Annotated in this window: 22 protein-coding genes; 7 read left to right on the forward strand and 15 right to left on the reverse strand. The window is 69.0% G+C overall.

Translation table 11 applies throughout. The features are described 5' to 3' along the window. The 3 genes from GP2_RS15570 to GP2_RS15580 form a co-directional block, all read right to left on the reverse strand. Complete coding sequence (locus GP2_RS15570; protein ID WP_006901490.1) at positions 1-813, reverse strand: mycofactocin-coupled SDR family oxidoreductase; 813 nt, start codon at positions 811-813, stop codon at positions 1-3. Positions 814-850: 37 nt separating this feature from the next. Beyond that, entirely contained in the window at positions 851-1,159 is a 309-nt protein-coding gene (locus tag GP2_RS15575; RefSeq protein ID WP_006901491.1) for a DUF2470 domain-containing protein, read from the reverse strand. A gap of 182 nt (positions 1,160-1,341) precedes the next feature. Beyond that, complete coding sequence (locus GP2_RS15580) at positions 1,342-2,082, reverse strand: tyrosine-protein phosphatase (protein WP_006901492.1); 741 nt, start codon at positions 2,080-2,082, stop codon at positions 1,342-1,344. Positions 2,083-2,203: 121 nt separating this feature from the next. On the opposite strand from GP2_RS15580, the gene GP2_RS15585 reads away from it, so the two are divergent. Continuing rightward, positions 2,204-2,836 (forward strand): flavin reductase family protein, encoded by a 633-nt coding sequence (locus GP2_RS15585; protein WP_006901493.1) that lies wholly within the window; start codon positions 2,204-2,206, stop codon positions 2,834-2,836. Positions 2,837-2,839: 3 nt separating this feature from the next. On the opposite strand, the gene GP2_RS15590 is transcribed toward GP2_RS15585, so the two are convergent. Continuing rightward, positions 2,840-3,793, reverse strand: a complete 954-nt coding sequence (locus GP2_RS15590; protein ID WP_040527238.1) for a ribokinase — start codon at positions 3,791-3,793, stop codon at positions 2,840-2,842. 76 nt (positions 3,794-3,869) lie between these two features. Continuing rightward, positions 3,870-4,583 carry a GAF and ANTAR domain-containing protein gene (locus tag GP2_RS15595; RefSeq protein WP_006901495.1) on the reverse strand — a complete coding sequence of 238 codons (714 nt, stop codon included), beginning with the start codon at positions 4,581-4,583 and terminating at the stop codon, positions 3,870-3,872. Between the two features lie 234 nt (positions 4,584-4,817). On the opposite strand from GP2_RS15595, the gene GP2_RS15600 reads away from it, so the two are divergent. From GP2_RS15600 to GP2_RS15610, 3 genes are all read left to right on the forward strand, one after another. Further along, the gene (locus GP2_RS15600) at positions 4,818-6,230 is read left to right on the forward strand and encodes an amino acid permease (protein WP_006901496.1); all 1,413 of its coding nucleotides are present in this window, start codon (positions 4,818-4,820) and stop codon (positions 6,228-6,230) included. A 147-nt stretch (positions 6,231-6,377) separates the two neighbouring features. After that, positions 6,378-7,022: a TetR/AcrR family transcriptional regulator C-terminal domain-containing protein gene (locus GP2_RS15605; RefSeq protein ID WP_006901497.1), complete on the forward strand. Its 645-nt coding sequence runs from the start codon at positions 6,378-6,380 to the stop codon at positions 7,020-7,022. Further along, entirely contained in the window at positions 7,019-8,701 is a 1,683-nt protein-coding gene (locus GP2_RS15610) for an acyl-CoA dehydrogenase family protein (protein ID WP_040527227.1), read from the forward strand. Before GP2_RS15605 ends, GP2_RS15610 begins: the two co-directional genes overlap by 4 nt. 111 nt (positions 8,702-8,812) lie before the next feature. On the opposite strand, the gene GP2_RS15615 is transcribed toward GP2_RS15610, so the two are convergent. Next, positions 8,813-9,724, reverse strand: coding sequence for a LysR family transcriptional regulator (locus GP2_RS15615; RefSeq protein ID WP_006901499.1), 912 nt, complete (start codon positions 9,722-9,724; stop codon positions 8,813-8,815). Positions 9,725-10,060: 336 nt separating this feature from the next. Here GP2_RS15615 and GP2_RS15620 point away from each other — a divergent pair, with 336 nt between their 5' ends. Continuing rightward, positions 10,061-11,212: a GGDEF domain-containing protein gene (locus GP2_RS15620; protein ID WP_006901500.1), complete on the forward strand. Its 1,152-nt coding sequence runs from the start codon at positions 10,061-10,063 to the stop codon at positions 11,210-11,212. A 1-nt stretch (position 11,213) separates the two neighbouring features. Here GP2_RS15620 and GP2_RS15625 read toward each other — a convergent pair whose 3' ends face one another. Then, positions 11,214-12,578, reverse strand: a complete 1,365-nt coding sequence (locus tag GP2_RS15625) for an FAD-binding oxidoreductase (protein ID WP_006901501.1) — start codon at positions 12,576-12,578, stop codon at positions 11,214-11,216. A gap of 165 nt (positions 12,579-12,743) precedes the next feature. Between GP2_RS15625 and GP2_RS15630 the strand changes: the two genes are divergently transcribed. Next, complete coding sequence (locus GP2_RS15630; RefSeq protein ID WP_040527230.1) at positions 12,744-13,682, forward strand: serine/threonine-protein kinase; 939 nt, start codon at positions 12,744-12,746, stop codon at positions 13,680-13,682. A gap of 27 nt (positions 13,683-13,709) precedes the next feature. Here GP2_RS15630 and GP2_RS15635 read toward each other — a convergent pair whose 3' ends face one another. Beyond that, a complete protein-coding gene (locus GP2_RS15635; RefSeq protein ID WP_040527231.1) occupies positions 13,710-14,849 on the reverse strand; it encodes an amidohydrolase family protein in 1,140 nt (379 codons plus the stop codon). 132 nt (positions 14,850-14,981) lie between these two features. Here GP2_RS15635 and GP2_RS15640 point away from each other — a divergent pair, with 132 nt between their 5' ends. After that, a complete protein-coding gene (locus GP2_RS15640; RefSeq protein ID WP_006901504.1) occupies positions 14,982-16,133 on the forward strand; it encodes a globin domain-containing protein in 1,152 nt (383 codons plus the stop codon). 62 nt (positions 16,134-16,195) lie between these two features. Here GP2_RS15640 and GP2_RS15645 read toward each other — a convergent pair whose 3' ends face one another. The 7 genes from GP2_RS15645 to dnaK all read right to left on the reverse strand — a co-directional run bounded on the left by GP2_RS15645 (position 16,196) and on the right by dnaK (position 22,934). Continuing rightward, a complete protein-coding gene (locus GP2_RS15645; RefSeq protein ID WP_051997247.1) occupies positions 16,196-17,320 on the reverse strand; it encodes a DUF7159 family protein in 1,125 nt (374 codons plus the stop codon). A gap of 336 nt (positions 17,321-17,656) precedes the next feature. Then, a complete protein-coding gene (locus tag GP2_RS15650; RefSeq protein ID WP_006901506.1) occupies positions 17,657-17,959 on the reverse strand; it encodes an antibiotic biosynthesis monooxygenase family protein in 303 nt (100 codons plus the stop codon). Positions 17,960-18,058: 99 nt separating this feature from the next. Further along, entirely contained in the window at positions 18,059-18,532 is a 474-nt protein-coding gene (locus GP2_RS15655; protein ID WP_006901507.1) for an SRPBCC family protein, read from the reverse strand. 80 nt (positions 18,533-18,612) lie between these two features. After that, entirely contained in the window at positions 18,613-19,008 is a 396-nt protein-coding gene (locus tag GP2_RS15660; RefSeq protein WP_006901508.1) for a heat shock protein transcriptional repressor HspR, read from the reverse strand. A 3-nt stretch (positions 19,009-19,011) separates the two neighbouring features. Next, positions 19,012-20,199 (reverse strand): molecular chaperone DnaJ, encoded by a 1,188-nt coding sequence (dnaJ, locus tag GP2_RS15665; protein ID WP_006901509.1) that lies wholly within the window; start codon positions 20,197-20,199, stop codon positions 19,012-19,014. Between the two features lie 207 nt (positions 20,200-20,406). Continuing rightward, positions 20,407-21,087 (reverse strand): nucleotide exchange factor GrpE, encoded by a 681-nt coding sequence (gene grpE / locus GP2_RS15670; RefSeq protein WP_006901510.1) that lies wholly within the window; start codon positions 21,085-21,087, stop codon positions 20,407-20,409. Then, positions 21,084-22,934, reverse strand: coding sequence for a molecular chaperone DnaK (dnaK, locus tag GP2_RS15675; protein WP_006901511.1), 1,851 nt, complete (start codon positions 22,932-22,934; stop codon positions 21,084-21,086). Before dnaK ends, grpE begins: the two co-directional genes overlap by 4 nt. Positions 22,935-23,029: the final 95 nt, after the last annotated feature.

A 23,029-nucleotide genomic window follows, 5' to 3' on the forward strand; every position in this document is an offset into this window, starting at 1 on the left:
CTAGAAGTGCTGGGCACCACCGTCGATGGAGATCTCCTCGGCGGTGATGAATTTCGCCTCGTCCGACGCCAGGAAGGCGACCACTCCGGCAACCTCCTCGGCCTCCGCGGCGAACTGGTTCAGGAACGTCATCCCCATGCCGGCGAGACGGGGATTGGCCTCGTTCGTCTGCTGGATGCGGGCGACCATCGCGCCCGACCCCATCCGGGTGATCACCGCGCCGGGGTGGACGGTGTTCACCCGGATGTCGTGCTTTCCGAGCTCCGCGGCGAACGCCCGCGACATCCCGACGAGCGCGTGCTTGCTCGTCGTGTAGTGGACCATGAAGGGCTGCAGCTTCTTTCCGGCCAGTGAACTGGTGAGGATGATCGACCCGCCACCGCGCTCGATGAGATGACCGGCCGTGGCGGTGACGGTGTTCCACACGCCGGTCACGTTGATGTCCATGGTGTCGCGGAAACTCGTCGGCGTGACCTCGTCCCAGGTCTCCGGGATGCAGATCCCGGCGTTGGCGACCACGATGTCGAGACCGCCGAACGCCTCCACCCCGTTGTCGGCCGCGGCCCGCAACCCGTCGAGGTCCCGGGTGTCGCAGCGGGTGAGGATCGCCTTCGCGCCCTGCGCCTCGACGAGACGCTGCGTCTCGTCGAGATCGTCCTCGGTCGCCGAGTCGTAGGGCACCCCGGGAAGCTGTCCGGCCAGGTCCACCCCGACGATGTGCGCTCCCTCGGAGGCCAGGCGGACGGCGTGGGCCCGCCCCTGGCCGCGGGCGACGCCGGTGATGAACGCGATCTTTCCTGTGAGACGTCCCATGTCCGCGACTCTACGGACCGCCCCACCCGGCCCGGGGCTACTCCGAGGTGATTCCCAGGCGCGCCTGCGCCTCGCGGAACATGGCGACCACGGCCATGCGGATGTCATTGCGGTCCTTCACCGGACGGTCCCAGGCGAACCGCATCTCGACGACGCCCTCGGGCACGGTCACGTCGAAGACGGCGGCCTCGTGGTCGAGACCGGTCATCACCGCCGCGGTGGCGTCGGGTCGCTCACCCAGCGCCTTGGCGATGACGAGCGAGTCGTCGGCATGGTCGGTGTTCATGTGGTCGAGGACCCCGGCCACGACATCGTCGGGGAACTGCGGCGTCTGGTCGTCGGACATGTGGATCTCTCCTCGTTTCGTCGGCACTTCATCGTCGTCGGTGTTTGACCGGGCATGGTGTCGGGCATGCACCCCGCGGGACAAGCGCGCCACCCCGGCGCTTGTCCTCCCGCACGGCCCGTCGGGCGCCCACCCCTTGACGCCCGACGGGCCACCCGGAACGTTCTCTGCGGTCTGGCCCCTCATCTCCCGGCCCGGAACCGCGCCACCCAGGCCTCGAAATGGCCGACGTCGCCGCCATGGGCGTCGAACCATGCCCACGGCCCGCCCCGGAACCCCGCGACCGCGTCGAACACCAGGTCGATGGCCTCGCGCGGGGTACGCAGGATCGGCGCGTCGATCGTGGTGCCGGCCGGAATGCGCTTGCGGTCGCGCAGGCGGGCGAAGACACCGCCGATGTTCTCCTCGGTGCGCTGGTAGTCGGCGATGATCGCGTCCTCGGCGACGCCCGCCAGCATCTGGGCGATCGCCACGATCACGCCGGTCCGGTCCTTGCCCGCGGCGCAGTGCACGAGGGTCGTTCCGGCGAGGTCGAATTCGTTGAGCGCGGCGGTCAGCCGGTCGCCGCCGGTCCGGAGCATCGCGGTGTAGATGTCGGTGAGCGCCATCGAGGCGATCCGGTCCACCCGGGCACCCGACGACACCTGCTTGTGCACCAGGCGCACCTCGGGCGGCCACGACACGGCCTGCGCGCCCGGCTCGGTGTGGTCGCGGAGATCCAGGACCGTGGACGGCGGCCAGGGGACGCCCTGTGGGGCGTCGTCGCCGGGATAGGGGGCGTCGGAGCGGATCAGGACGCCGTGCGCGGTGGTCCCGCCCGAGACGAGCGGCAACCCGCCGAGGTCACGGACGTTCGCCGGTGAACGCGGCACCTGATCGGTGTCGGTCCCACCGGCTGCGGAGAATGTCACACCGGCCTCCATCGTCCTCGTGCGGCAGACAGGTCGGTGACACCGTACCGTGCTGCCGTACTGTGCTGCGGTACCGACGTTGATCGACGCGACGGGCACGACCCACCGCCCACACAGTCCAGGGAGGTCACCGATGACCGGCTACCACTCCTACGCCCCGTCCGAGGGACATGGGTTGGCACACGACCCGCTGAACGCGATCATCGCGCCGCGTCCGATCGGTTGGATCTCGACGGTGTCGCCCGAAGGCGTGCGGAATCTGGCCCCCTACAGCTTTTTCAACCTCTTCAACTACGTGCCGCCGATCGTCGCCTTCTCCAGCGTCGGCTGGAAGGACACCGTCGCCAACGCGAAGGCGACCGGAGAATTCGTCTGGAACCTGGCGACCGACGAACTGGGCGAGCAGATGAACGCCACCTCCGCCGCGATCCCCGCCGACGCCGACGAGTTCGAGCTGTCCGGCCTGACGGCGCGGGATTCCGACATCGTGGCCGTGCCCCGGGTCGCCGAGAGCCCGGTCAGCTTCGAGTGCCGGGTGACCGAGTGCTTTCAACTGCGTTCGGCCGCGGGCGATCCCGTCGACACCTGGATGACGTTGGGCGAGGTCGTCAAGGTGCACATATCGAACGAGTTGCTCGGCGAGGACCGAACCTACCGGACCGCCGCCGCCCGGCCCCTGCTCCGCGCAGGCGGTCTCGGCGACTACTTCCTCCCCAGCGACGAGCACCATCGCTTCATGAAGCGACCGAAGCCGTTGTCGCGCTAGTCATCACGCCGAGCCGGCGCGCATCGCCCGGGCGATGGCGTCGGCCGTGGGCATCCCCGTCCTCGCACCTGTCCTCGTCACCGACAGCGATCCGGCCGCGACGCCGCGACGCACGGCTGTCGTGATGTCGTCCCCGGCGGCCAGTGACGCCGCCAGGACGCCGTTGAACGTGTCCCCGGCACCGGTGGTGTCCACCACCGGGTCGACCGAGACCGCGGGGATCGGGGTCGTCCGCCTCCCATCGGCGACGAGGGCCCCATCGGCTCCCAGCGTGACCACGACCGTCACACCGCAGTGTTCGGCGACGGCGTGTGCCATCTGCGGCACCGACGGCGTCGTCCCCGGTGCGAAGAGACCTCGGTACAGGCCGCCGAGTTCGGCGGAGTTCGGGGTGACGACGTCGGCTGTCGTCAGGACGTCGATGATGCCCGCCGACACCGGCGCCGGGTTCAGCACAGTCGGGATTCCCTGATCGCGCGCCGCACCCAGCGCAGCGGAGACCGCGGCCGCCGGGATCTCCGTGCTGACGAGAACACAACCCGCATCCCAGGATCGGGCGTGTTCGACAGCGCCACGGCACCGCCCGGGATCGACCCGGCGGTTGGCGCCGGCGGCGACGGCGATCTGGTTCTCGCCGTCCCGGTCGACGACGATCAGCGCCGCACCGGTCGAGACCCCGTCGATCACCGCGACGTGCGAGGTGTCGACGCCTTCGCCGGCCAGACCGTCGAGCGCGCTCGCCCCCATGTCCTCGTCGCCGACTGCGCCGCAGAAGCGGACCGATGCGCCGGCACGGGCCGCGGCGACCGCTGCGTTGGCCCCCTTGCCGCCGCCGTGACGGACCAGGTCCGATCCGACGACCGTCTCCCCCGGACCCGGCAGACGGTCGGACTCGACGACGAGGTCGACATTCACCGCCCCGATGACCAGGACCCTCGCCGCTTCCGACTCACTCACTGCCTGCTCCTCTGCAGGGGCACCGGGCCGTGCGACACCGAAATCGGTGGCCGTACAGTCCACTCCGCGCGCCCTGCTAGCTCTTGGCGCTGTCGGCGGACTGCCCCACGTCGGCGGTGAGCCTCCGCGATATCTCCGCGACGGGGATGTTGGTGGACTGCGACAACTCTCGCAGGAGTTCGAAAGCGCGTCCATCGTCGACCGCGAAGCGCTCCATGATCACGCCCTTTGCCTGCCCGATCACGTCGCGCGAGGCCAGCGCGTTCCGGAACTGCTCGTGGCAGCGGGCCGCGTCGACCGCGAGCGCAGCATGGGCGGCGAGCGCATACCCGCGCTCGACGTCGGCGTCGCTGAATCCGTCGACGCTCGTCGAGGTCAGCGTGAGCGCACCCAATCCCTGCCTGCGCGTGGAGAGCTCGAACGAGAGCGCGGACCGGACCGGGGATTTCTCGTCCACGAGCGCAGCGAGTTCGGGCCAGCGACCGTCGCTGGTCAGGTCCGGAGCGTGGACGATCCGCCCCACACGCACCGCATCCAGCCCCGGGCCCTCGCCGGCCTCCTGCTGGAGACGATCGAACTGTTCGGCGACGTCGTCGCTGCGCACCGTCGAGCGGACCTCGTCCCCCTCCATGAGGGTCACGCCGACGAACTCGACCGCCTCGATGACGTCGGTGGCCGCCCGCGCGATCCGCGGGGCCACCGCCTCGACCCCGCACTCGCTCTCGGCGTGCAGGTCGCGGGCCAACTCGGCCAGCACGACAGAGGGTGCGACATCGTCGGTACCGGACATGGGCAACACCCCATCTCGTGGTCGGCTCGATTGTTATCGGTTGCGAACAATACCCGGCGATCGCGGCCGCGAGGGCGAGTCCGGCGCCGAGCACCCACCCCGGTGCGCCGCCCACGGCCGCGACGTCGCCGCCACCGCACCAGAATCGGGCAATCCGGTCCGTAGCGCACGCCGGGTCGCACGGGTCTACCCTTTTCACGGCCAGATGAGCACTGGCGATCAGGAGTTCTCCAGGTGTCGATCGAGCACGACAGCGACGCTTCGGGCGTCGAGCCGAACGAGGGTTATCAGCGCGGGCTCACCGCGCGCACCGTCCAGATGATCGCCATCGGCGGCGCGATCGGCACCGGCCTCTTCTACGGCTCCGGCGCCGCCATCGAGGAGGCCGGCCCCGCCCTCATCCTGGCCTACGCACTTGCGGGCCTGGCGATCTTCGTCGTCATGCGGGCGCTCGGCGAACTCCTCATCTACCGGCCGATCTCCGGCGGCATCAGCGAGTACGCGGACGAGTTCCTCGGCCGGTTCGCCGGCTTCAGCCAGGGCTGGACGTACTGGGCGGTGTGGACGACCACCTGCATGGCCGAGATCACGGTGGCCGGCAAGTACGTGAACTACTGGTGGCCGTCGATCCCCGTCTGGGTCACCGCGCTGGTCGCGCTCGGTGTGCTGTTCGGGGCCAATCTCATCTCGGTCGGGCTGTTCGGTCGCGCCGAGTTCTGGTTCTCGACCATCAAGGTCACCGCGATCCTCGGCATGATCGTGATCGGAATCGGTGTGCTGCTGCCGATCTCGGGACTCGGCCCGGAGACCGGCCCGTCCGTCGCCAACCTGTGGAACGACGGCGGGTTCTTCGCGACCGGGTTCAGCAACGCGCTGCTCAGCCTGCAGATCGTGATGTTCGCCTACGTGGGCGTAGAGCTCGTCGGCGTCACCGCGGGAGAGGCGGAGAACCCCCGCGTCACCCTTCGCAAGGCGATCAACTCGGTCCCGTTCCGCATCGGCATCTTCTATGTCGGTGCGATGGCCGTGATCCTGTCGGTGCGCAGCTGGAAGGACTACCACGCGGGCGAGAGCCCGTTCGTCTCGGTGTTCTCCTACATCGGCATCCCGGGCGCGGCCGGCATCGTCAACTTCATCCTGCTCACCGCCGCGCTGTCGTCGTGCAACTCCGGCATCTACTCCACCGGTCGCATGCTCCGGTCGCTGGCCCACAGCGGCGACGCGCCGAAGCAGCTGACCCGCCTCTCCAAGCGCCGGGTCCCGGCCCTCGGCATCAGCGCGAGCGCCGCGATGATGGTGATCGGCGTCGTGGTCAACGCCCTCGACCCGAGGCATGCGTTCGCCTACATCACCGCGGTATCCACGGTCGGGATCATCGTGATCTGGGCGACCATCCTGCTCTGCCAGATGGCGTTCCGGCGCAAGGTCGCCCGTGGCGAACTACCTGCCTCGGATTACCGGGTCCCCGGCGCCCCGGTGACCACGTGGCTCGCGCTCGCCTTCCTCGCGCTGGTGTTCGTTCTCCTGTTCTTCGACGAGGACGGACGTGTCGCCCTCGTCGTCGGCGCCGTGTGGTTCGCGTGCGTCGGGATCGGATATCTGGCGTGGACGCGCTCCGCCCGAGACCTGTCCGATCGCGAGGCCTGAGCGCCCGTCCGACACCCACATCCTCGACGACGCCCAGGCCGCCCAGGCGGTCGTCGCGCTCGTACACCGTGACCGCGACCTTGTGACGCCCGCCATACCTCGTTATTGTTTGCCATACAAACACTGACCCCGACGAGCAGGATCTCCATGGCGACCACCGGACGCGCGAGCCGGGAAGCGGGCAAGGCGACCCGCCAGGCGCTCCTGCGCGCCGCCGCGGAGGTCTTCGCCGAGCACGGCGAGGCGGCATCGGTCGCGCAGATCTGCCGGCGCGCCGACGCCTTTCCCAACCAGGTCACCTACTACTTCGGGTCCAAGGAGCAGCTCTTCGTCGAGGTGGCCTGCGCCGGCATCCTGCGGGCGGGGCGCCGGGCGGAGGAGGCCGCCGCCGACGCGACCACGGTTCGCGAGTACACCAACACCCTCGTCGGAACGCTGCTCGGTCCGTGCGGTCGCGACGTCGAACTGTTCACCACCGCGATGCTGCTGGTCTCCCGCCGGACCGACCTGCGCCCGCACATCACCGACACCCTGCGCACGCTGCACGAGCGCGGCGAGCAGGCCCTCATGGCGACCCTCGTCCGTACCGGCTGGGAGCTCCGGGCCGGCATCGACGTCGAGGCCAGGGCGTTCTGGTCGGCGATCTTCGGCCTCGCGGTCCAGAAGGCCGCCACCGGATCGGACTTCGGCTACCGGCTCGAGGACGCGGTCGCGGTGATCTTCACGAATCTGCAGATCCCGGAACGGGTTCTGGATCGGCCACTCGAATACGCACCCCAGGAGGCACGATGACCCAGTCCGCGACACACATCCACCCGGAGCCGCACGTCACGCACAGCGTGTTCAACCAGGCTCCCCCGCGGGTCGACGTCAACGAGTACGAACTCGACACGGTGCTGGTCGAAGCGGTCCGGCGTCACGACGGCGCCTGGGGCGATGCCGAGCTCCGTGAGATCGGCGCACTCGTCGGCAGCGAATCCTTCAAGCACGACGCCCATCTGGCCAACACCATCACCCCGGTGCTGCACACCTTCGACCGCTGGGGCCACCGCATCGACGAGGTCGAGTATCACCCCGCCTACCACCGGATCATCTCCGCAGCGATCGCGCACGGAGCGCACACGCGCTGCTGGGCCGATCCGCAGCCGGGTTCGCACGTCGTGCGCGCGGCCGCGTTCATGCTGTTCGGCCAGATCGAGCCGGGCCACGGATGCCCGGTGTCGATGACCCACGCGGTCATCCCGTCCCTGGAGCTGCAGCCCGATGTCGCGGCGTCGTGGGTTCCGAAGGCATTGTCGCGCAGTTACTCCCCCGAACTGAGCGCAGACAAGGAATCGGCCATCTTCGGCATGTCGATGACCGAGAAGCAGGGCGGGTCCGACGTGCGCGCCAACACCACCGTCGCCGTCCCGGCCGGAACCGGCGGCCCCGGCACCGAGTACCTCCTGACCGGACACAAGTGGTTCTGTTCGGCACCGATGTCGGACGCCTTCCTCGTACTCGCCCAGGCACAGGGCGCCGGGGGCGAAGGGCTCTCCTGCTTCCTGCTCCCCCGGGTGCTGCCCGACGGCACCCGTAACGTCTTCCGCATCCAGCGCCTGAAGAACAAGCTGGGCAACAAGTCCAACGCGTCGAGCGAGATCGAACTCGACGGCACCGTCGCGATCATGGTCGGCGAGCCGGGACGCGGGGTGCGCACCATCATCGAGATGGTCGCGCAGACACGGCTCGACTGCGTCCTCGGCTCGACCGCGGGCATGCGTCAGTCCGTCGCCGAGGCGCTCTGGCACGCCCGCAACCGCGCCGCCTTCGGCGCGACGCTGGCCGACCAGCCGGCGATGACCGCCGTTCTGGCCGATCTCGCACTGGAATCCGAGGCCGCGACCACGACCGCGATCCGGTTGGCGCGCGCCCACGACGAGGACGCCGACGACCAGGAGCGGGCCTTCCGTCGTCTCGCCACCGCCGTTGCCAAGTACTGGATCTGCAAGCGCGGCCCCCACCACGCCTACGAGGCCCTCGAATGCCTCGGCGGCAACGGCTACACCGAGGACTTCCCGCTCGCGATGCGCTACCGCGAACAGCCGGTCATGGCCGTCTGGGAGGGATCGGGCAACGTCATCGCCCTCGACGTCCTGCGCGCCATGACCCGCGAACCGGAATCGGTGGCCGCCTTCGACGCGGAGATCGGCAAGGCCCGCGGGGCCAACCGAATCCTCGACACCCACCTCGACCGCGTGCGCGACCAGCTCGGCGAGCTCTCGCGCCTCGACCCCGCCGGGGCGCAGCGACAGGCCCGATTCACCGTCGAGGCAATGGCTTTGGCACTTCAGGCCTCGCTGCTGGTGCGCTACAGCCCGGCCGCGGTCGCCGACGCCTTCATCGCCGCGCGGCTCGGCCCGGACCGCAGCTTCGAGTACGGCGCGCTGCCGACCGGCACCGATCTCGGGGCGATTCTCGAACGACACTGAGAGCAAGGCGGTTCCGCCGGTCGCCTCGTCGGACCGGCGACCTCCTCGATCCGGCGAGTTGCCCGCCCAGCCGTCGGTTCGTCGCGCAGTCCGGGTCGCGCCGGCCGCCTCTCACCGCGCCTCCTCTGCCGCCGCGAGGATCCGCCTGCGCAGCGGCGAGGCGGTGTTGGGCAGCCACATCGCGCGGACCGGCGCGAACGGCGGGTCGGTGAACTCGACGATCCGGATGGTGTCGCCGTAGAGCCAGCCGGGTTCGTTGGTGACGAAGGCGCACGCCTGCGGGTGCGCGATCACCGCGGTGTGCGGCGGTGTGCCCAGGAGCGTCGAGAGGATGATCCGCGGCTCGAAGCCGGCGCGTCGGCACAGGCCGACGAGGATGTCGGTGTACTCGTACTCGTGCTCCGGCCCCCACACGACGATCTCGTAATCGGCCAGAGCGGCCATGTCCACGCGTTCGTGCGCGGCCAGCGGGTGGTCACCGCGAACCGCGAGTCGCAGCTCGTGCTGGGTGGCGATGGTCGTCGCCATGTCCGGCGGTGCTGCGACGCCGCGGCCCAGCGCCAGGTCGATCGCGCCGGACAGCAACTCCTCGCGCATGGCATCGGCGAAGACCGGACGCACCGTGATGGGGATCGACGGGTCGGCGAGCACGACGGGCTCGATGATGCGGAACACCTCCGACGAGGCGAGGTCCGGTGCGTGCCCGATGACGAACGGAGCGGGAGCGCCGGCGTCGACCCGCCTGACGTGCGTCAAGAGCTGCTCGCCACCGGCGAGCAGTGGCACCGCACCCCGGTAGAGGGCCTCGCCGGCGGGCGTCGGCGTCAGGCTCCGGCGCGACCGCGAGAACAGCTCGACGCCCAGCTGACGCTCCAGTTCCCTGATCGCCGAGGACAACGCCTGCTGGCTGATGAACAGGGCGTCGGCGGCGACTCGGAGGCTCGGTGACTCCATCACGACGGCAAACATGCGCAGACGCCGAAGGTCGATGTCCCGCAGCCCGGAGTCGACACCCACGTTCATCAATCAACTCCTGTCAGTTATCCGGATTGATGTGATTGTAGGTTGATCTTTTAGACAATAGGCTCACTTTTGCCTGGCACTGTTCATCAGCTACCAGTTGCAGATCGGTTCCTGTCGGGGTCCCCCCGCGGAGGGGACGGGGGGACCCCGACAGGACGCCTTCTCCGGTGGTTGCGCACCACCTCGTCCTGGACCTCGACCAGACCGTTCAACGATTGTTCAACTTCGATGTGCTGACGTTGATCTCGTCTACACTCGGCCTGTCCCACAACTCGCGCGGTGCCATGGTCTCGGACCCGGATGGCCCGGCACCCACCGATTTCCGGAGTGGAGCAGGTGAAAGAATCGGCCGGCCGCAGGGAGATCGCGCGTGGAACCGCCATCTACGACGAGACGCATCACGTCCTGCAGCAGATCAGGCTGCGCGAGAGCCACATCAGATACTCCATCGCCGCGCTCGTCCTCGTCTTCGGCCTCATCGCCTTCTGCGGACTCTTCAGCCCGGCGAGCGCACAGGGCTCCGTCATCCGCTCGGTGATCATCGGCACCGCGGCGGCCAGCACCATCCCCGCCGCCGTCATGGTGAGCCGCATCCACCTCGGCGAGATCTGGTGGACCAAGAGGTCGCAGGTCCGCGGCTTCAACACGTGGTTCGTGATCTACGCCGACGTCGGCACTGCGATCTGCGTGTTCGCCACCGCCGACCCCCGCGTCGCGCTGTGCTTCTGCGTCCTGTTCGCGGTCGTGGGCTCCTATAGCGCGCATTTCGTGAAGCCCTCGGTCGCGTACGCGCACATGATCTTCTCCAGCATGGTCACCTGCGTCCTGGGCGTCGGCATCTGGCTCGACGGAGTCGCGCCGATCATCGCCTTCACCACGACCCTCGCCATCCTGGTCGCGGTCAACTCGACCGTGACGCTGCATCAGGGATACACCTCCGACATGCAACGGACGCTGCGGCATCAGCTGCGGATGGCCAACACCGACCCGTTGACCGGCCTGCTCAACCGGCGCGGCTTCATCCTCGCCACGACCACGCTGCTGCGTGACGGCACAGCAGGCCATTTCGCCCTCTTCATCGTCGACGTCGACCGCTTCAAGCGCATCAACGACGACCACGGTCACGCCACCGGGGACCTCGTTCTCCAGCGTCTGGCCGGAATCCTGGAGCAAGCGGTGGACGAGCCCGCCGTCATCGCACGACTCGGCGGCGACGAGTTCGCGATCGCCGTGCACCTCGACGAACTGGCCGCCGGAGTCGTCGCCGAGCGCATCTGCGGCAGCCCGGTCGAACTCGACGACGGCGACCAGACCACCGTGAGCCTCGGCGTCGCCGTCGGCCCGATCCCCGGCGGGCAGCTGATCGACGAGGCCGCGACCGCCCGCATCCAGCGCGATTTCGCCCTGGCCGACGCCGCGCTCTTCGAGTCGAAGTCGACCCGGCGCGGCACCTACACGATCACTCGAGCCGGAGAGATCGCATCCTGACCTACAGAACCACCCCCGGGTTCAGGATGCCGTCCGGATCGAGTGCGTTCTTGATCCGCGTCGTCAGCTCCATGACATCGGGCCCGAGTTGATCAGGCAGCCACCCCTTCTTGAGGCGGCCGACGCCGTGTTCGCCGGTGATGGTTCCGTCGAGTTCGATCGCGAGGTCCATGACCTCGCCGAACGCGCGCTGCGCCCGCTCCGCCTCGTCGGCGTCGTCGGGATCGAAGACGATCAGCGGGTGGGTGTTGCCGTCGCCGGCGTGCGCGATCACCGAGATCATCACCCGGTTGACGGCCGCGATCTTCTCGACGCCCCCGATCAGATCCGGTAGCGAGGGAAGCGGGACCCCGACGTCCTCGAGCAGCAACGATCCGAGTCTCTCCACGGCCGGGATCGCGGCCCGCCGCGCCGCGGTGAAGGCCTCTCCCTCGGCGGGATCGTCGGTGGCAAAGACCTCGCCCGCGCCGCAGTCCTCGAATGCGCGCCGGATCAGCTCCACCTCCGCGGCCCCCGCCGCGCCGGGAGCGTCCGACTGGGCGACCAGCAGGGCGCCGGCCTCACGGTCGAGACCCATCCGCAGCATGTCCTCGACGGCGTTGATGGACACCGAGTCCATGAATTCGAGCATCGCCGGCCGGATCTGCGCCGTGACCGCGAGCACCGCCCGGCTCGCCTCGTGGACCGACGGGAAGATCCCGACGACCGTGCACGCCCGGTCCTGCGGCGGCAGGAGTCGCAGCGTCACCTCGGTGATGATGCCGAGGAGCCCCTCGCTGCCGACGAAGAGCTTCGTCAGCGGCAGCCCGGCGGAATCCTTGAGCTGGCGGCCGCCGATGCGGACCGCGCGCCCGTCGGCCAGCACGACCTCCAACCCCAGCACGTAGTCGGTGGTGACGCCGTACTTCACACAACACAGCCCGCCGGCGTTGGTGGCCACGTTGCCGCCGATGGAGCAGATCTCGAAGGAGGACGGGTCCGGCGGGTACCAGAGGCCCGCGGCCGCCGCGGCGGCCTTGACCTCGGCGTTGAGAATTCCCGGCTGGACGATCGCGGTGCGGGTGGGCCGGTCGATCACGATGTCGCGCATCTTCTCGGTGGAGAGCATGATCGCGCCGTCGACCGCGGTCGCGCCGCCCGACAGGCTCGTCCCCGCACCCCGGGTGATGATCGGGACCCGGTTGGACGCGCACCAGCGGACGGTCTCCTGCACCTCTGCCGTCGACGTGGGACGCACCAGCGCCACCGGCGTGCCGGCGTCGGGATCGGCGGCACGGTCCTGGCGGTACCCCGCGAGGATGTCGGGATCGGTGATCACCATTCCGTCGGGAAGGGTGGCGGCCAGCGAACTCGGATCGGCGCTCATGGGTTCAGCGTATTCGTCCGTGCACCCTGCCCGGCTCGGCTTCGCCGTACGTTCTCGCCGCACGCGCGAAGAGCTCGGGCAGCAAATTGCTTTCATTCGGCCCGACCCGACGCGCTGGGCTGGGCGGACCGCCCTCGCGTGTCTCGTCCCTCTACCCTGGTCAGGGTGTTCGAGGTTGGCGACAGGGTGGCCGGCTTCACCATCGACGAATTCATCGGCGGGGGTGCGAGCGCGGACGTCTTCCGTGCCCATCGCGACGACGGCAGCGGGCCGGTCGCGCTGAAAGTGCTGCACCCGAACGCATCCGACCACGCGCGGGTGCGCGAACGATTCGAGCGCGAGTACGGCATCGCGTCTCTCCTACACCACCCCCACATCGTCACGATGCACTCGCACGGCGAGATCGAGACGCCGCGGGGTTCGGCCCACCGGCCGACGCTGTGGCTGGCGATGCAATATGTTCCGGGCCCGTCGGCGACCGCGCTGGTCTCGCCCGCCGACGACGAACCGAACGTCGACGCCATCCTGCGGGTGGCGGCCCAGATCGCCGACGCACTCGACCACGCGCATCGCCAGGAGATCATCCACCGGGACGTCAAGCCCGGCAACATCCTCCTGTCTCGCCCCGTCGGCCCCGACACCGACGACGACACCCCGGTCGACGCACTGCTCTCGGACTTCGGAATCGCGCAATTCCTCGACGACACAAGGCCACTCGCCCGCAACGGCCGCGTACAGGGATCGATCGGATACGCCTCGCCCGAACTGCTCCAGGCGCAGCGGCTGACGCCGGCCACCGACATCTACGCCTTCGCCTGCACCCTCGTCGAGCTTTTCACCGGTGTCCCGCCCTACCCCCGCCACACGTCCTTCGCGATCACCTACGCCCACCTCCACGCCGACCCGCCGAAACTCACCCGCCGACGCCCCTGGCTGCCCTCGGCGATGGATTCGATCTTCGCGAAGGCCCTCGCGAAGTCGCCCGCCGACCGCTACCGGACCTGCACCGAACTCGTCGACATCCTCACCCGTCTCCTGCGCGACGTCCCGGTGCCCGAGGCGCCCGCTCGGTCTCGCTGGTGGGGACGCCTGCGGCAACCGTGAGATCCGCCTGGCGGACGCGCAGACACCTCAGATCTCGGATACGGGCTCGTCGAGGCGGTACACCCGCACCGCGGTGTCGCGAAGTATCCGCCGCAACGCCTCGTCGCCCCATTGGGACACCCGATCCACGAGGGCGCCGACGAGGACGTCGATCGCCGCATTGGGACGGTCGATCGGGAAGTTCGAGCCGAACATGATGCGGTCCGAACCGAAATGGGTGACGACGTGGTCGACGAACGGGCCGATCATCTCCCCCAGCGTCGACTGCCCGCCGATGTTGCCCCACCGCTCGTGCCCGTACCCCAGGATCGGCATCGCGAGTCCCGAGAGTTTCACCACCACATTGCGATACGAGGCCAGGGTGGTCATCCGCTCGCGCCACAACCGGTAGATGTCGGCGCGCGCCGCGGCCGTCGCCCCGGTGCGCGTGCCGATCGGCCCGAACACCCCGGCGGGCATCCCGAAGTGGTCGAGGACGATCGTCGTGTCCGGATACTCGCGGGCCAGGACGACGACATCGTAGAGCTGATGCGAGTAGACCGCGGCCTCGAAGACGAGATCCCGGCCGGCGAGCTCGGCGAAGCCGTCGAGGAACCGCGACGACGACAGGATGTTGTCGCGGTCGCCGCCGGACCGCACCTTCGGGTCCGGGTGCCGGGTCGCGACGAGGCGTACGCCACGGACCTTCGACGACACCGTGAACTGTTCGTCGAGCATCGCGCCGAAATCGGGGTCGCGCGGATCACCGTGCGCGACGATCGCGCCGAGCGGCGGGGCGCCGTCTCTCCCGAACGGCAGCTGCCGAAGGTAGCGCGTCTCCTCGACCGCGGTGCTGTGCGCGGACATCTGCTCCTCGGCGGGCAGAGCCTTGCGCCAATGGGATTCGACGTGGACGACACACTCGACCGGCACGCCGAACACGGTCGGCACGAGCGCGCAGTCCGTGGCGTACTGGGGCGGTTCGTAGGGGCGGGCCACGATCCTCGGATTCAGAACGAACTCGCGATCCGCGCGGGAGGCGATCAGCGGAAAGGCCCTGTCCCCCAGCCGGGAGACGAGCCCGGAGAGGCGTGATGCGCGTGTCGCCGCCCACGGCGTGCGGCGTGGATTCCAATGCTGCACGTGCGCGTCAACGATGCCCGGTAGGACACCATCGAGGGACGTCATGGGTGTACCTTGCCACACCGGGTGATCGTCCGACATACGATGACGGATCCTGAATTGGATGCAGTCAAGGGACTACTCTGGAGTTTCTTGGGGGATGCGGGGACGAACGCCGACGGAGGTTGCCCAGACAGAATGGCGAGTCACACACGCCACGCTTTGCATCAGCTCCGGATCGAGGTGAACCGCGACCCGGAGCGGTTCGTCACCGAGGTCTATACGCGCATGTTCGCGATCGACCCCGACCTTCGCGATCTCTTCGGCGTGTCGATGGCGGCCCAGCACGAGGCCTTCCACCGTGTGATCGACCACGTGCTCGAGGCCATCCCGGCCGCGACCGGCCACACCGAGCTCGTCGAGCTCCTCGCCCAACTCGGCCGCGACCACCGCAAGTACGGGGTGGAGCCGGAGCACTACCACATCATGTACAGCGCCCTGATGGGCGAGTTCGCCGAGCTCATGGCCGAATACTGGGACTCCGAGACCCAACAGACCATCTCGCAGGCGATGATGCTGGTCACCGGCGTGATGCGCGGCGCGGCCGAGACCGCGACCGACCCCGCGCGCTGGACGGCGGAGGTCGTCGAGAAATACCGGATCACCCGTGACCTCGCCGTGGTCCGGCTCATCGCGCACTCGCCGCTGCGGTTCCGGCCCGGCCAGTACCTCGAGGTGCAGGTCCCGCAGTGGCCCAAGGTGTGGCGCAACCTCTCGTCGTCGATCCCGCCCAACCCGGCCGGCGAACTGGAGTTCCACGTGCGCGCGGTCAAGGGCGGGACGGTGAGCTCGGCGATCGTCGGAGACACGCGCGTCGGGGACGTGTGGACGTTCGCCCAGAGTCACGGCACCCTGCACGTCGACCGTGATCGCAAGGTCCTCATGGTGGCCGGGGGGACGGGCCTCGCACCGCTCCGCGCGTTGCTCATCGAGATGAGCAAGCGCGTGGACAACCCGCCGACACACATCTTCTACGGCACGCGCCACCCCGGTGAGCTCTACGACCTCGCGGTGCTGCGCCGGATCGCCTCGACGAACCCGTGGTTGCAGGTCACCGCGGTGTCGGAGCACGAACACGACCCGTGGTGGATCAACTCCGTGGCCACGCCGGAAGAACTCGGCATCGAGCACCACATCGGCACGCTCGCCGACGTGGTCCCCCGGGCCGGCAACTGGGAGGACCACCAGGTTCTCGTCGCCGGCTCACCTCAGATGATCGAGACCACGCGCCGCAAGCTGATCATCGCCGGGGTTCGGGCCAGCCGAATCCAGCACGATCCCGTGTTCTGAGGCCGACGATATCCCGCCCGAACCGGGACTTCTCTCGAAGCAGTCGGGCAGAGCCGGTCGAATCAGGGGGTACCGGACGTGCCCGGGGTGCCGGGCGTCCCGGGACCGTAGGCAGGGGCCTGACCGGGCACCGGCACGGTCACGGTGGTGGTCGTGGTCTCGGTCACCGTCGCGACCGGTTCCTCGGATTCGGTCACGGTCGTCGTCCGGGTGACCGGCCGCGGGGTGCTGGTGACCGTCGTCGTCCGTTCCCGGGTCTCGACCTCGGTCCGGGTCTCGGTGACGGTTTTCGCGTCGGCGGTGACGGTGACCGCCGACGGCGTCCGGGTGACCGTCACCGGGGCGGGCTCCGGGGTGTCGCGCTCGGCGGCCACGATCAGGGTGAGCCCGACGGCCCCGAGGAACACCGCAGCCCCGATCGCCGCGCCCACGAACCACCAGCGTCGCCCGGTCGAGACGCGCTGGGTCGGGCCCGGCGTCTCGAGAGCCGCCGCGGCATCCGCCGCACCCAACGCAGATGCGAGCGACGGGTTGTCGACGACGGTGACCGGACGCTGCGAGGCGTACTCGATGGCCGGGGCGATGCCCGGGACCTCGGCTCCCGGACCGGCGACGACGATGGACGAGATCTCCCCGCCGCGCGGCAGCTTGCCGATGGCCGCGGCCAGCCGCGATGCGCCGTCGGGATCGGTGACCGGGTAGACCTGCCCGGGCTCGAACCGGGTGGTGCCGAGCACCGCACCCGAGGCGGTGTCGACCGTGGCCAGCGTGGTCCCGGCCGCCGGGGCGGCATCCCGGTCGAGGTCGACGACGGCGACGACGCCGCCGCGTGTCGCGTGGGTGCAGGCCATCTCGGTCAACGCCGCGGAGTAGTCGGTGACGGTCACGCGGTCTGCCCACTCCGGGGTGCCCGGCGACGACGGCGCGAACGCCTGGGCCAGATGCCTGCGGACATCCTCCCTGGACACGGAGACACCGATCCGGTCGACGACCACCGGCACGGACTCGACGAGCTCGACGATCGCGGCCTCGGCGCCTTGCGCCGACGGGTCGGGCAGGTCGACGAGATTGCTGGCCAGGATGTTGCCGTCCGCGTCCCGGACCACCGACGCGATCTGGTCGTCGACCACCGAGATCCCGAGAACCACGGATGCGGACGGTCCCCCGCTCGCCGGGCCCTGGGTCATCGTCACCTCCGAGTCGTCGTTGCCCATGGAGCCTAGTCGCTGAGGGGACGCCGCGAGGCAGTGGGAGTCCCGGCGCCGCCCTCGCCGGGGTACGGCCGGGGCCCGGCAGCGCCGGGGAATCGCCGACCCGGCCAGGCACGACAGCCTTGGAAAGAAGGCGTGAGAATCCTCGAACTCGACCGGCGGAGAACTTCTTTCACGACAAAGGCTCGCCCGGCGAGGGCCGCCGTCAGGCGGCTTCCCCACCGGACGAGCCGATGCTTCGTCCGACGTGAGCGCCACCCCTCTCGCGGCGTCTTCGCCGACGCGCTCGGGGATGGGGAGATGCTCAGCAGATCAGGCGGTGAACTCCTCGATGAGGGTGTGCTGCTCGACCGCCGACGGCGCCTGCATACCCGGGGCCTGCTCATCGGAGTGCGAGGCGCGGAACGAGTCCGACTTCAGCCAGGCGAGGAAGTCCTCCTTGCTGTCGAACTCCATGGTGCTGACGTAGGGCAGGCCGTCGGCCTCCGGGCGCAACAGCGTCGCGCGGTTCAGTCCCGGCACGCCCTTCAGGGTGGTGCGCATGGACTCGGCGAAGGCCTTCTCGAATGCCTCGGCGTTCTCGGTGACGTCGATGCGGTTGGTGATCATGAACATACGTCGGCTCCTGTTCTCGGACTCGATGGACATCTCAAGCTTACCGACACGGTGTCGGCAAAACGCATCGCCCTCGGCGTCGCCTCGGACACAGTCGGCCTACGCCCCCTCGAAGCGTCGCGCCAGCGACCGCAGCGTCTCCTCGATCCCCTTGCCGTTTTTCTTGTCGTAGCCGATCAGCTCCATCGCCTTCGGGAATGCGAGCGTCGAGTAGTCGAAGGTCTCGGTGACCGCGGTGGTGGTCGGCGAGAGCGCCTCGAGTTCCCACCGCCAACGATGACCGAAGGGGTGTTTCCACTCCACCACCTCGCCGTCCCGGACCTCGGTCGCGGTGGACGTGATCGTGTACGGGACCCCGAACTGCTTCATCCGGACGGTGAATCTCGCACCGTCCGTGAGTTTTTCCGGCCCCTTGACGGGTGCCTCCCGGACGGTCCCGGATCCGTCGAGTTCGGGATGCCGATGGGGATCGGCGACCAGGGCGAAGATCTCGGCGGCCGGCGCGTTGACGACGACCCGCCGGGAGACACGGCGCGGACCCGTGTCGACGGCGGTGACGGTGACGGAAGCCATGCCCCGAACCTACGCGCGGCAGAGGCCCGGACAGCACGAAACGATCCGGATCGTCACGATCCGGTTCGTTCCGCGTGGTGTCAGTCGGTGCGCCTCTTGTGCCGCGGCTGCCACACGACCAGGGCGTTGGTACGCGGTACCGGCACCAGTTCTCCGCTCCGGCGGCTCTGCGCGGCGGCCACCTCGTCGGTCAGTTCGCGCACGCGCTGTTGCAGCGCCTCGACCTGGTTCGTCAGGTCGATGATCCGCTTGATGCCGGCGAGATTGACGCCTTCCTCCTGCGAGAGACGCTGGATCTCTCGCAGGAGTTCGACGTCGCGCGGCGAGTAGCGGCGTCCGCCGCCGCTCGTCCGCTGCGGGGTGACCAGGCCCAGGCGGTCATAGGTGCGCAGGGTCTGCGCATGCATGCCGGCGAGTTCGGCAGCGACCGAGATCATGAACGTCGCACCGTCGTCGAAGTTCTTCTCACCGGCCATCACTCATCGCCCCCAGTCGGCCCGTGGGTCGAATCCGCTCTCCCGCTCGGCCTTGTCGTAGGCACGCATCGCCTCGAGCGCAGCCTCGTCGAGCTTGTCGGGCACCGCAACCTTCAGGGTCACCAGCAGGTCGCCGGCGCCTCCCGAACGCTTGGGCACGCCGCGGCCCCGCACACGCAGGGTTCGGCCGTCGGTCGTGTGGGGCGGGATCTTGACGCCCACCGAACCGTCGAGCGTCGGCACCGAGACCGTCGCCCCGAGAACGAGTTCGGAGAACCGCACCGGCAGCGTCACGCGCAGGTCGTTGCCGCTTCGCGTGAAGTACTTGTGCGGCGTCACGTGGACGACCACGTACAGGTCTCCCGACGGCGCCCCGCGACGACCGGCCTCGCCCTGCCCGGCGAGCCGGATGCGCTGTCCGTCCTCGACACCGGCGGGGATGCGCACGTTGATCGTCCGAGCGCGAACCTTCACACCGGTGCCGCTGCAGTCGGTGCACGGGTCGTCGATGCGGGAGCCGGTGCCCTGGCAGTCCTGGCAGGGTTCGCTGAACCCGAAGGCGCCCTGGTTGCGGCTGACGAAGCCCGAGCCGTTGCACCTCGGGCACACCCGCGGGCTGGTGCCGGGCTTGGCGCCCGAGCCATGACAGGTCGTACACGGCGACGGGCTCGTGACCCGCAGCGGGACGGTCGTGCCGAGTGCCGCGTCCTTGAACGACAGCGTGGTCTCGGTCTCGAGATCCTTCCCGCGACGCGGACGGCTGGCCGTCGACGTGCGCTGGGTTCCGCCGCCACGGTTGAAGAGACCCTCGAAGAGATCACCGATACCGCCGCTGCCGCCCGTACCGCCGAACAGGTCGCCGAGATCGAAATCCGCACCGCCCGTCGTGTAGGTCGTACCGCCGCCGCCGAATCCGCCGGGGAATCCGTTGCCGCCGCGGAAACGCCCGCCGGCGAACATCGCTCGCGTCTCGTCGTACTCTTTGCGCTTCTCGGGATCGCTCAGCACGCTGTGGGCTTCGGACACCCGCTTGAAGCGCTCTTCGGCCTCCGGGTCCCCGGGATTGGCATCCGGGTGCAGCTCGCGCGCGAGCTTGCGATAGGCCTTCTTGATCTCTTCAGCCGAAGCGTCAGAAGCAACGCCCAGGTCCTTGTAGAAGTCGTGTTCCAACCACTCTCGTTGGGGAGCCACCAGACGTCACCTCCTTCAAGTCTTCTGTTGTCTGGATTGTTGATTCAGTTGTGGACTCGCGGCCGCCGGCCGCGAGCCGGGGGACCACCCGATCCCCGGGGGTCGTGCGGGACGAGCCACGAAGGGCCGAGCCCTTCGTGGCTCGTCGCTCGAACTCCTCGAACATCCGGGATCGACAGGCGATCCGCCCGGTTCTCGACGGTCGCTTTATTCTGCACCGGCCTGAGCGTCGGCACCCGGCTGATCGCCCGCGCCACCCGCCGGCGCGGCTCCGGGCTCGGGATCGGTGACCGTCACCATGGCGGTGCGGATCACCTTCTCGCCCAGCCGGTAACCGCAGCGGTAGACCTGGCCGATGACCGGGTGTTCGCCGGTGCCGTCGTGCTGGACCGCCTCGTGGAGTTCGGGGTTGAACTCCTCGCCGGGAGCGGCGAAGGGCGCGAGCCCTTCGGCGGTCAGCACCGCGACGAGCTTGTCGGCGAACATCTTCAGCGGGCCGGACTCGAGATCGCCGTGCTCACGCGCACGATCGAGGTCGTCGAGGATCGGGAGGAGCTTGTCGATCAGGATCTGCTTGCCGTAGGCGATCGATCCCTGCTTCTCCTCGTCCGCGCGCCGGCGGAAGTTGGCGAACTGGGCGCGTTCACGCTGCAGGTCCGCCAGCAGTTCCGCGATGCGGGCGTCCGACTCCCCGGACTCCGCCTGCTCGGCGCCGTCTGCCGATGCCTTGTCCTTCTCGTCCGCGACGGGTTCGGCCTCGGCCGGGCCGGGCCCGGCGGCCGACTCGTCGCGCACCTCGCCCGTCTCCGGGTCGATGCGACGACGGTCGGTCACCGTGACCGGCTCCTGCTCACCGGACCCGTTCGTCTGATCGGGTCCTGTGGTCACTTGTTCTCCTTGGCGTCTTCGTCGACGACCTCGGCGTCGACGACATCGGACTCACCGCTGTCGGCGGCGCCGGACGCGGCCTCACCGTTCGGCGACTCCGCAGCGGCGTTGGCGTAGATCGCCTGGCCGAGGGCCTGCGACTCCTCCGAGAGCTTCTCGATCGCGGAGCGGATCGCGGCGGTGTCGGTACCCTTGAGGGCTTCCTTGGCGCCTTCGATCGCGGACTCGACCTTCTCCTTGACCTCGGCCGGGACCTTGTCCTCGTTGTCCTTGAGGAACTTCTCGGTCGTGTGGACCAGCGACTCCGCCTGGTTGCGGGTCTCGGCCTCCTCGCGACGCTTGCGGTCCTCCTCGGCGTGCGCCTCGGCGTCCTTGATCATGCGGTCGATCTCCTCCTTGGACAGGCCGGAGCCGTCCTGGATGCGGATCGAGTTCTCCTTGCCGGTGCCCTTGTCCTTCGCGGTGACGTGCACGATGCCGTTGGCGTCGATGTCGAAGGTCACCTCGATCTGCGGGACACCCTGCGGCGCGGGAGCGATGCCGCCGAGCTCGAAGCTGCCGAGCAGCTTGTTGTGCGCGGCGATCTCGCGCTCGCCCTGGTACACCTGGATCTGCACCGACGGCTGGTTGTCCTCGGCAGTGGTGTAGACCTCCGACCGCTTGGTCGGGATGGTGGTGTTGCGCTCGATCAGCTTGTGGAACACGCCGCCCTTGGTCTCGATACCCAGCGACAGCGGGGTCACGTCGAGCAGCAGCACGTCCTTGACCTCACCGCGCAGGACACCGGCCTGCAGGGCCGCGCCCACGGCGACGACCTCGTCCGGGTTGACGCCCTTGTTGGGGTCCTTGCCGCCGGTCAGTTCCTTGACCAGCTCGGTGACGGCCGGCATACGGGTCGAGCCGCCGACGAGGACCACGTGGTCGATGTCGTTCACCGAGATGCCCGCGTCCTTGATGACGGCCTGGAACGGCGCACGGGTGCGGTCCAGCAGGTCAGAGGTGATCTTCTGGAACTCCGCGCGCGTCAGCTGCTCGTCGAGGAACAGCGGGTTCTTGTCGGCGTCGACGGTGATGTAGGGCAGGTTGATCGAGGTGCTCTGCGATGCGGACAGCTCGATCTTGGCCTTCTCGGCAGCCTCACGCAGACGCTGCATGGCCATCTTGTCCTTGGTCAGGTCGATGCCGTGGCTCTGCTTGAACTTCTCGACGAGCCAGTCGACGATGCGCTGATCCCAGTCGTCACCACCGAGGTTGTTGTCACCCGAGGTCGCACGGACCTCGACGACACCGTCGCCGATCTCCAGCAGCGAGACGTCGAAGGTACCGCCACCGAGGTCGAAGACCAGGATGGTCTGCTCCTTCTCGCCCTTGTCGAGGCCGTACGCCAGCGCGGCGGCGGTCGGCTCGTTGACGATGCGGAGCACGTTGAGGCCGGCGATCTGGCCGGCTTCCTTGGTGGCCTGACGCTGGGCGTCGTTGAAGTACGCGGGCACGGTGATGACGGCGTCGGTGACGTCCTCACCGAGGTAGGCCTCGGCGTCGCGCTTGAGCTTCATCAGCGTGCGCGCGCTGATCTCCTGCGGGGTGTACTTCTTGTCGTCGATCTCGACCTTCCAGTCGTTGTCGCCCATGTGGCGCTTGACCGAGCGGATGGTGCGATCGACGTTGGTGACGGCCTGGTTCTTCGCGGGCTGACCGACCAGAACCTCACCGTTGCGCGCGAAGGCGACCACGGACGGCGTGGTCCGCGAGCCCTCGGCGTTGGCGATGACGGTCGGCTCGCCGCCCTCGAGCACCGCGACGACAGAGTTGGTGGTGCCGAGGTCGATTCCAACAGCACGAGACATATGGCTTCCTCCTAGTTCGTGGGTGTGCACCCAAGTCCTTGTGCCCCCGCGGTCGGTGGACGCGGGGATGATGTCCGAACCCTACGAGGCGGACT

It is taken from the genome of Gordonia paraffinivorans NBRC 108238 (assembly GCF_000344155.1).
GTDB classification, from domain to species: Bacteria; Actinomycetota; Actinomycetes; order Mycobacteriales; family Mycobacteriaceae; genus Gordonia; species Gordonia paraffinivorans.

What these genes read in the sequence shown, in the direction of transcription:
- GP2_RS15615 (WP_006901499.1), bottom strand. Translation starts at nt 9,724, where the DNA reads ATGAACGTGGGTGTCGACTCCGGGCTGCGGGACATCGACCTTCGGCGT.
- GP2_RS15575 (WP_006901491.1), bottom strand. Translation starts at nt 1,159, where the DNA reads ATGTCCGACGACCAGACGCCGCAGTTCCCCGACGATGTCGTGGCCGGG.
- GP2_RS15640 (WP_006901504.1), top strand. Translation starts at nt 14,982, where the DNA reads ATGGCGAGTCACACACGCCACGCTTTGCATCAGCTCCGGATCGAGGTG.
- GP2_RS15660 (WP_006901508.1), bottom strand. Translation starts at nt 19,008, where the DNA reads ATGGCCGGTGAGAAGAACTTCGACGACGGTGCGACGTTCATGATCTCG.
- GP2_RS15580 (WP_006901492.1), bottom strand. Translation starts at nt 2,082, where the DNA reads ATGGAGGCCGGTGTGACATTCTCCGCAGCCGGTGGGACCGACACCGAT.
- GP2_RS15645 (WP_051997247.1), bottom strand. Translation starts at nt 17,320, where the DNA reads ATGACCCAGGGCCCGGCGAGCGGGGGACCGTCCGCATCCGTGGTTCTC.
- GP2_RS15655 (WP_006901507.1), bottom strand. Translation starts at nt 18,532, where the DNA reads ATGGCTTCCGTCACCGTCACCGCCGTCGACACGGGTCCGCGCCGTGTC.
- GP2_RS15610 (WP_040527227.1), top strand. Translation starts at nt 7,019, where the DNA reads ATGACCCAGTCCGCGACACACATCCACCCGGAGCCGCACGTCACGCAC.
- GP2_RS15595 (WP_006901495.1), bottom strand. Translation starts at nt 4,583, where the DNA reads ATGTCCGGTACCGACGATGTCGCACCCTCTGTCGTGCTGGCCGAGTTG.
- GP2_RS15570 (WP_006901490.1), bottom strand. Translation starts at nt 813, where the DNA reads ATGGGACGTCTCACAGGAAAGATCGCGTTCATCACCGGCGTCGCCCGC.
- GP2_RS15585 (WP_006901493.1), top strand. Translation starts at nt 2,204, where the DNA reads ATGACCGGCTACCACTCCTACGCCCCGTCCGAGGGACATGGGTTGGCA.
- GP2_RS15650 (WP_006901506.1), bottom strand. Translation starts at nt 17,959, where the DNA reads ATGTTCATGATCACCAACCGCATCGACGTCACCGAGAACGCCGAGGCA.
- GP2_RS15605 (WP_006901497.1), top strand. Translation starts at nt 6,378, where the DNA reads ATGGCGACCACCGGACGCGCGAGCCGGGAAGCGGGCAAGGCGACCCGC.
- GP2_RS15635 (WP_040527231.1), bottom strand. Translation starts at nt 14,849, where the DNA reads ATGACGTCCCTCGATGGTGTCCTACCGGGCATCGTTGACGCGCACGTG.
- dnaK (WP_006901511.1), bottom strand. Translation starts at nt 22,934, where the DNA reads ATGTCTCGTGCTGTTGGAATCGACCTCGGCACCACCAACTCTGTCGTC.
- GP2_RS15625 (WP_006901501.1), bottom strand. Translation starts at nt 12,578, where the DNA reads ATGAGCGCCGATCCGAGTTCGCTGGCCGCCACCCTTCCCGACGGAATG.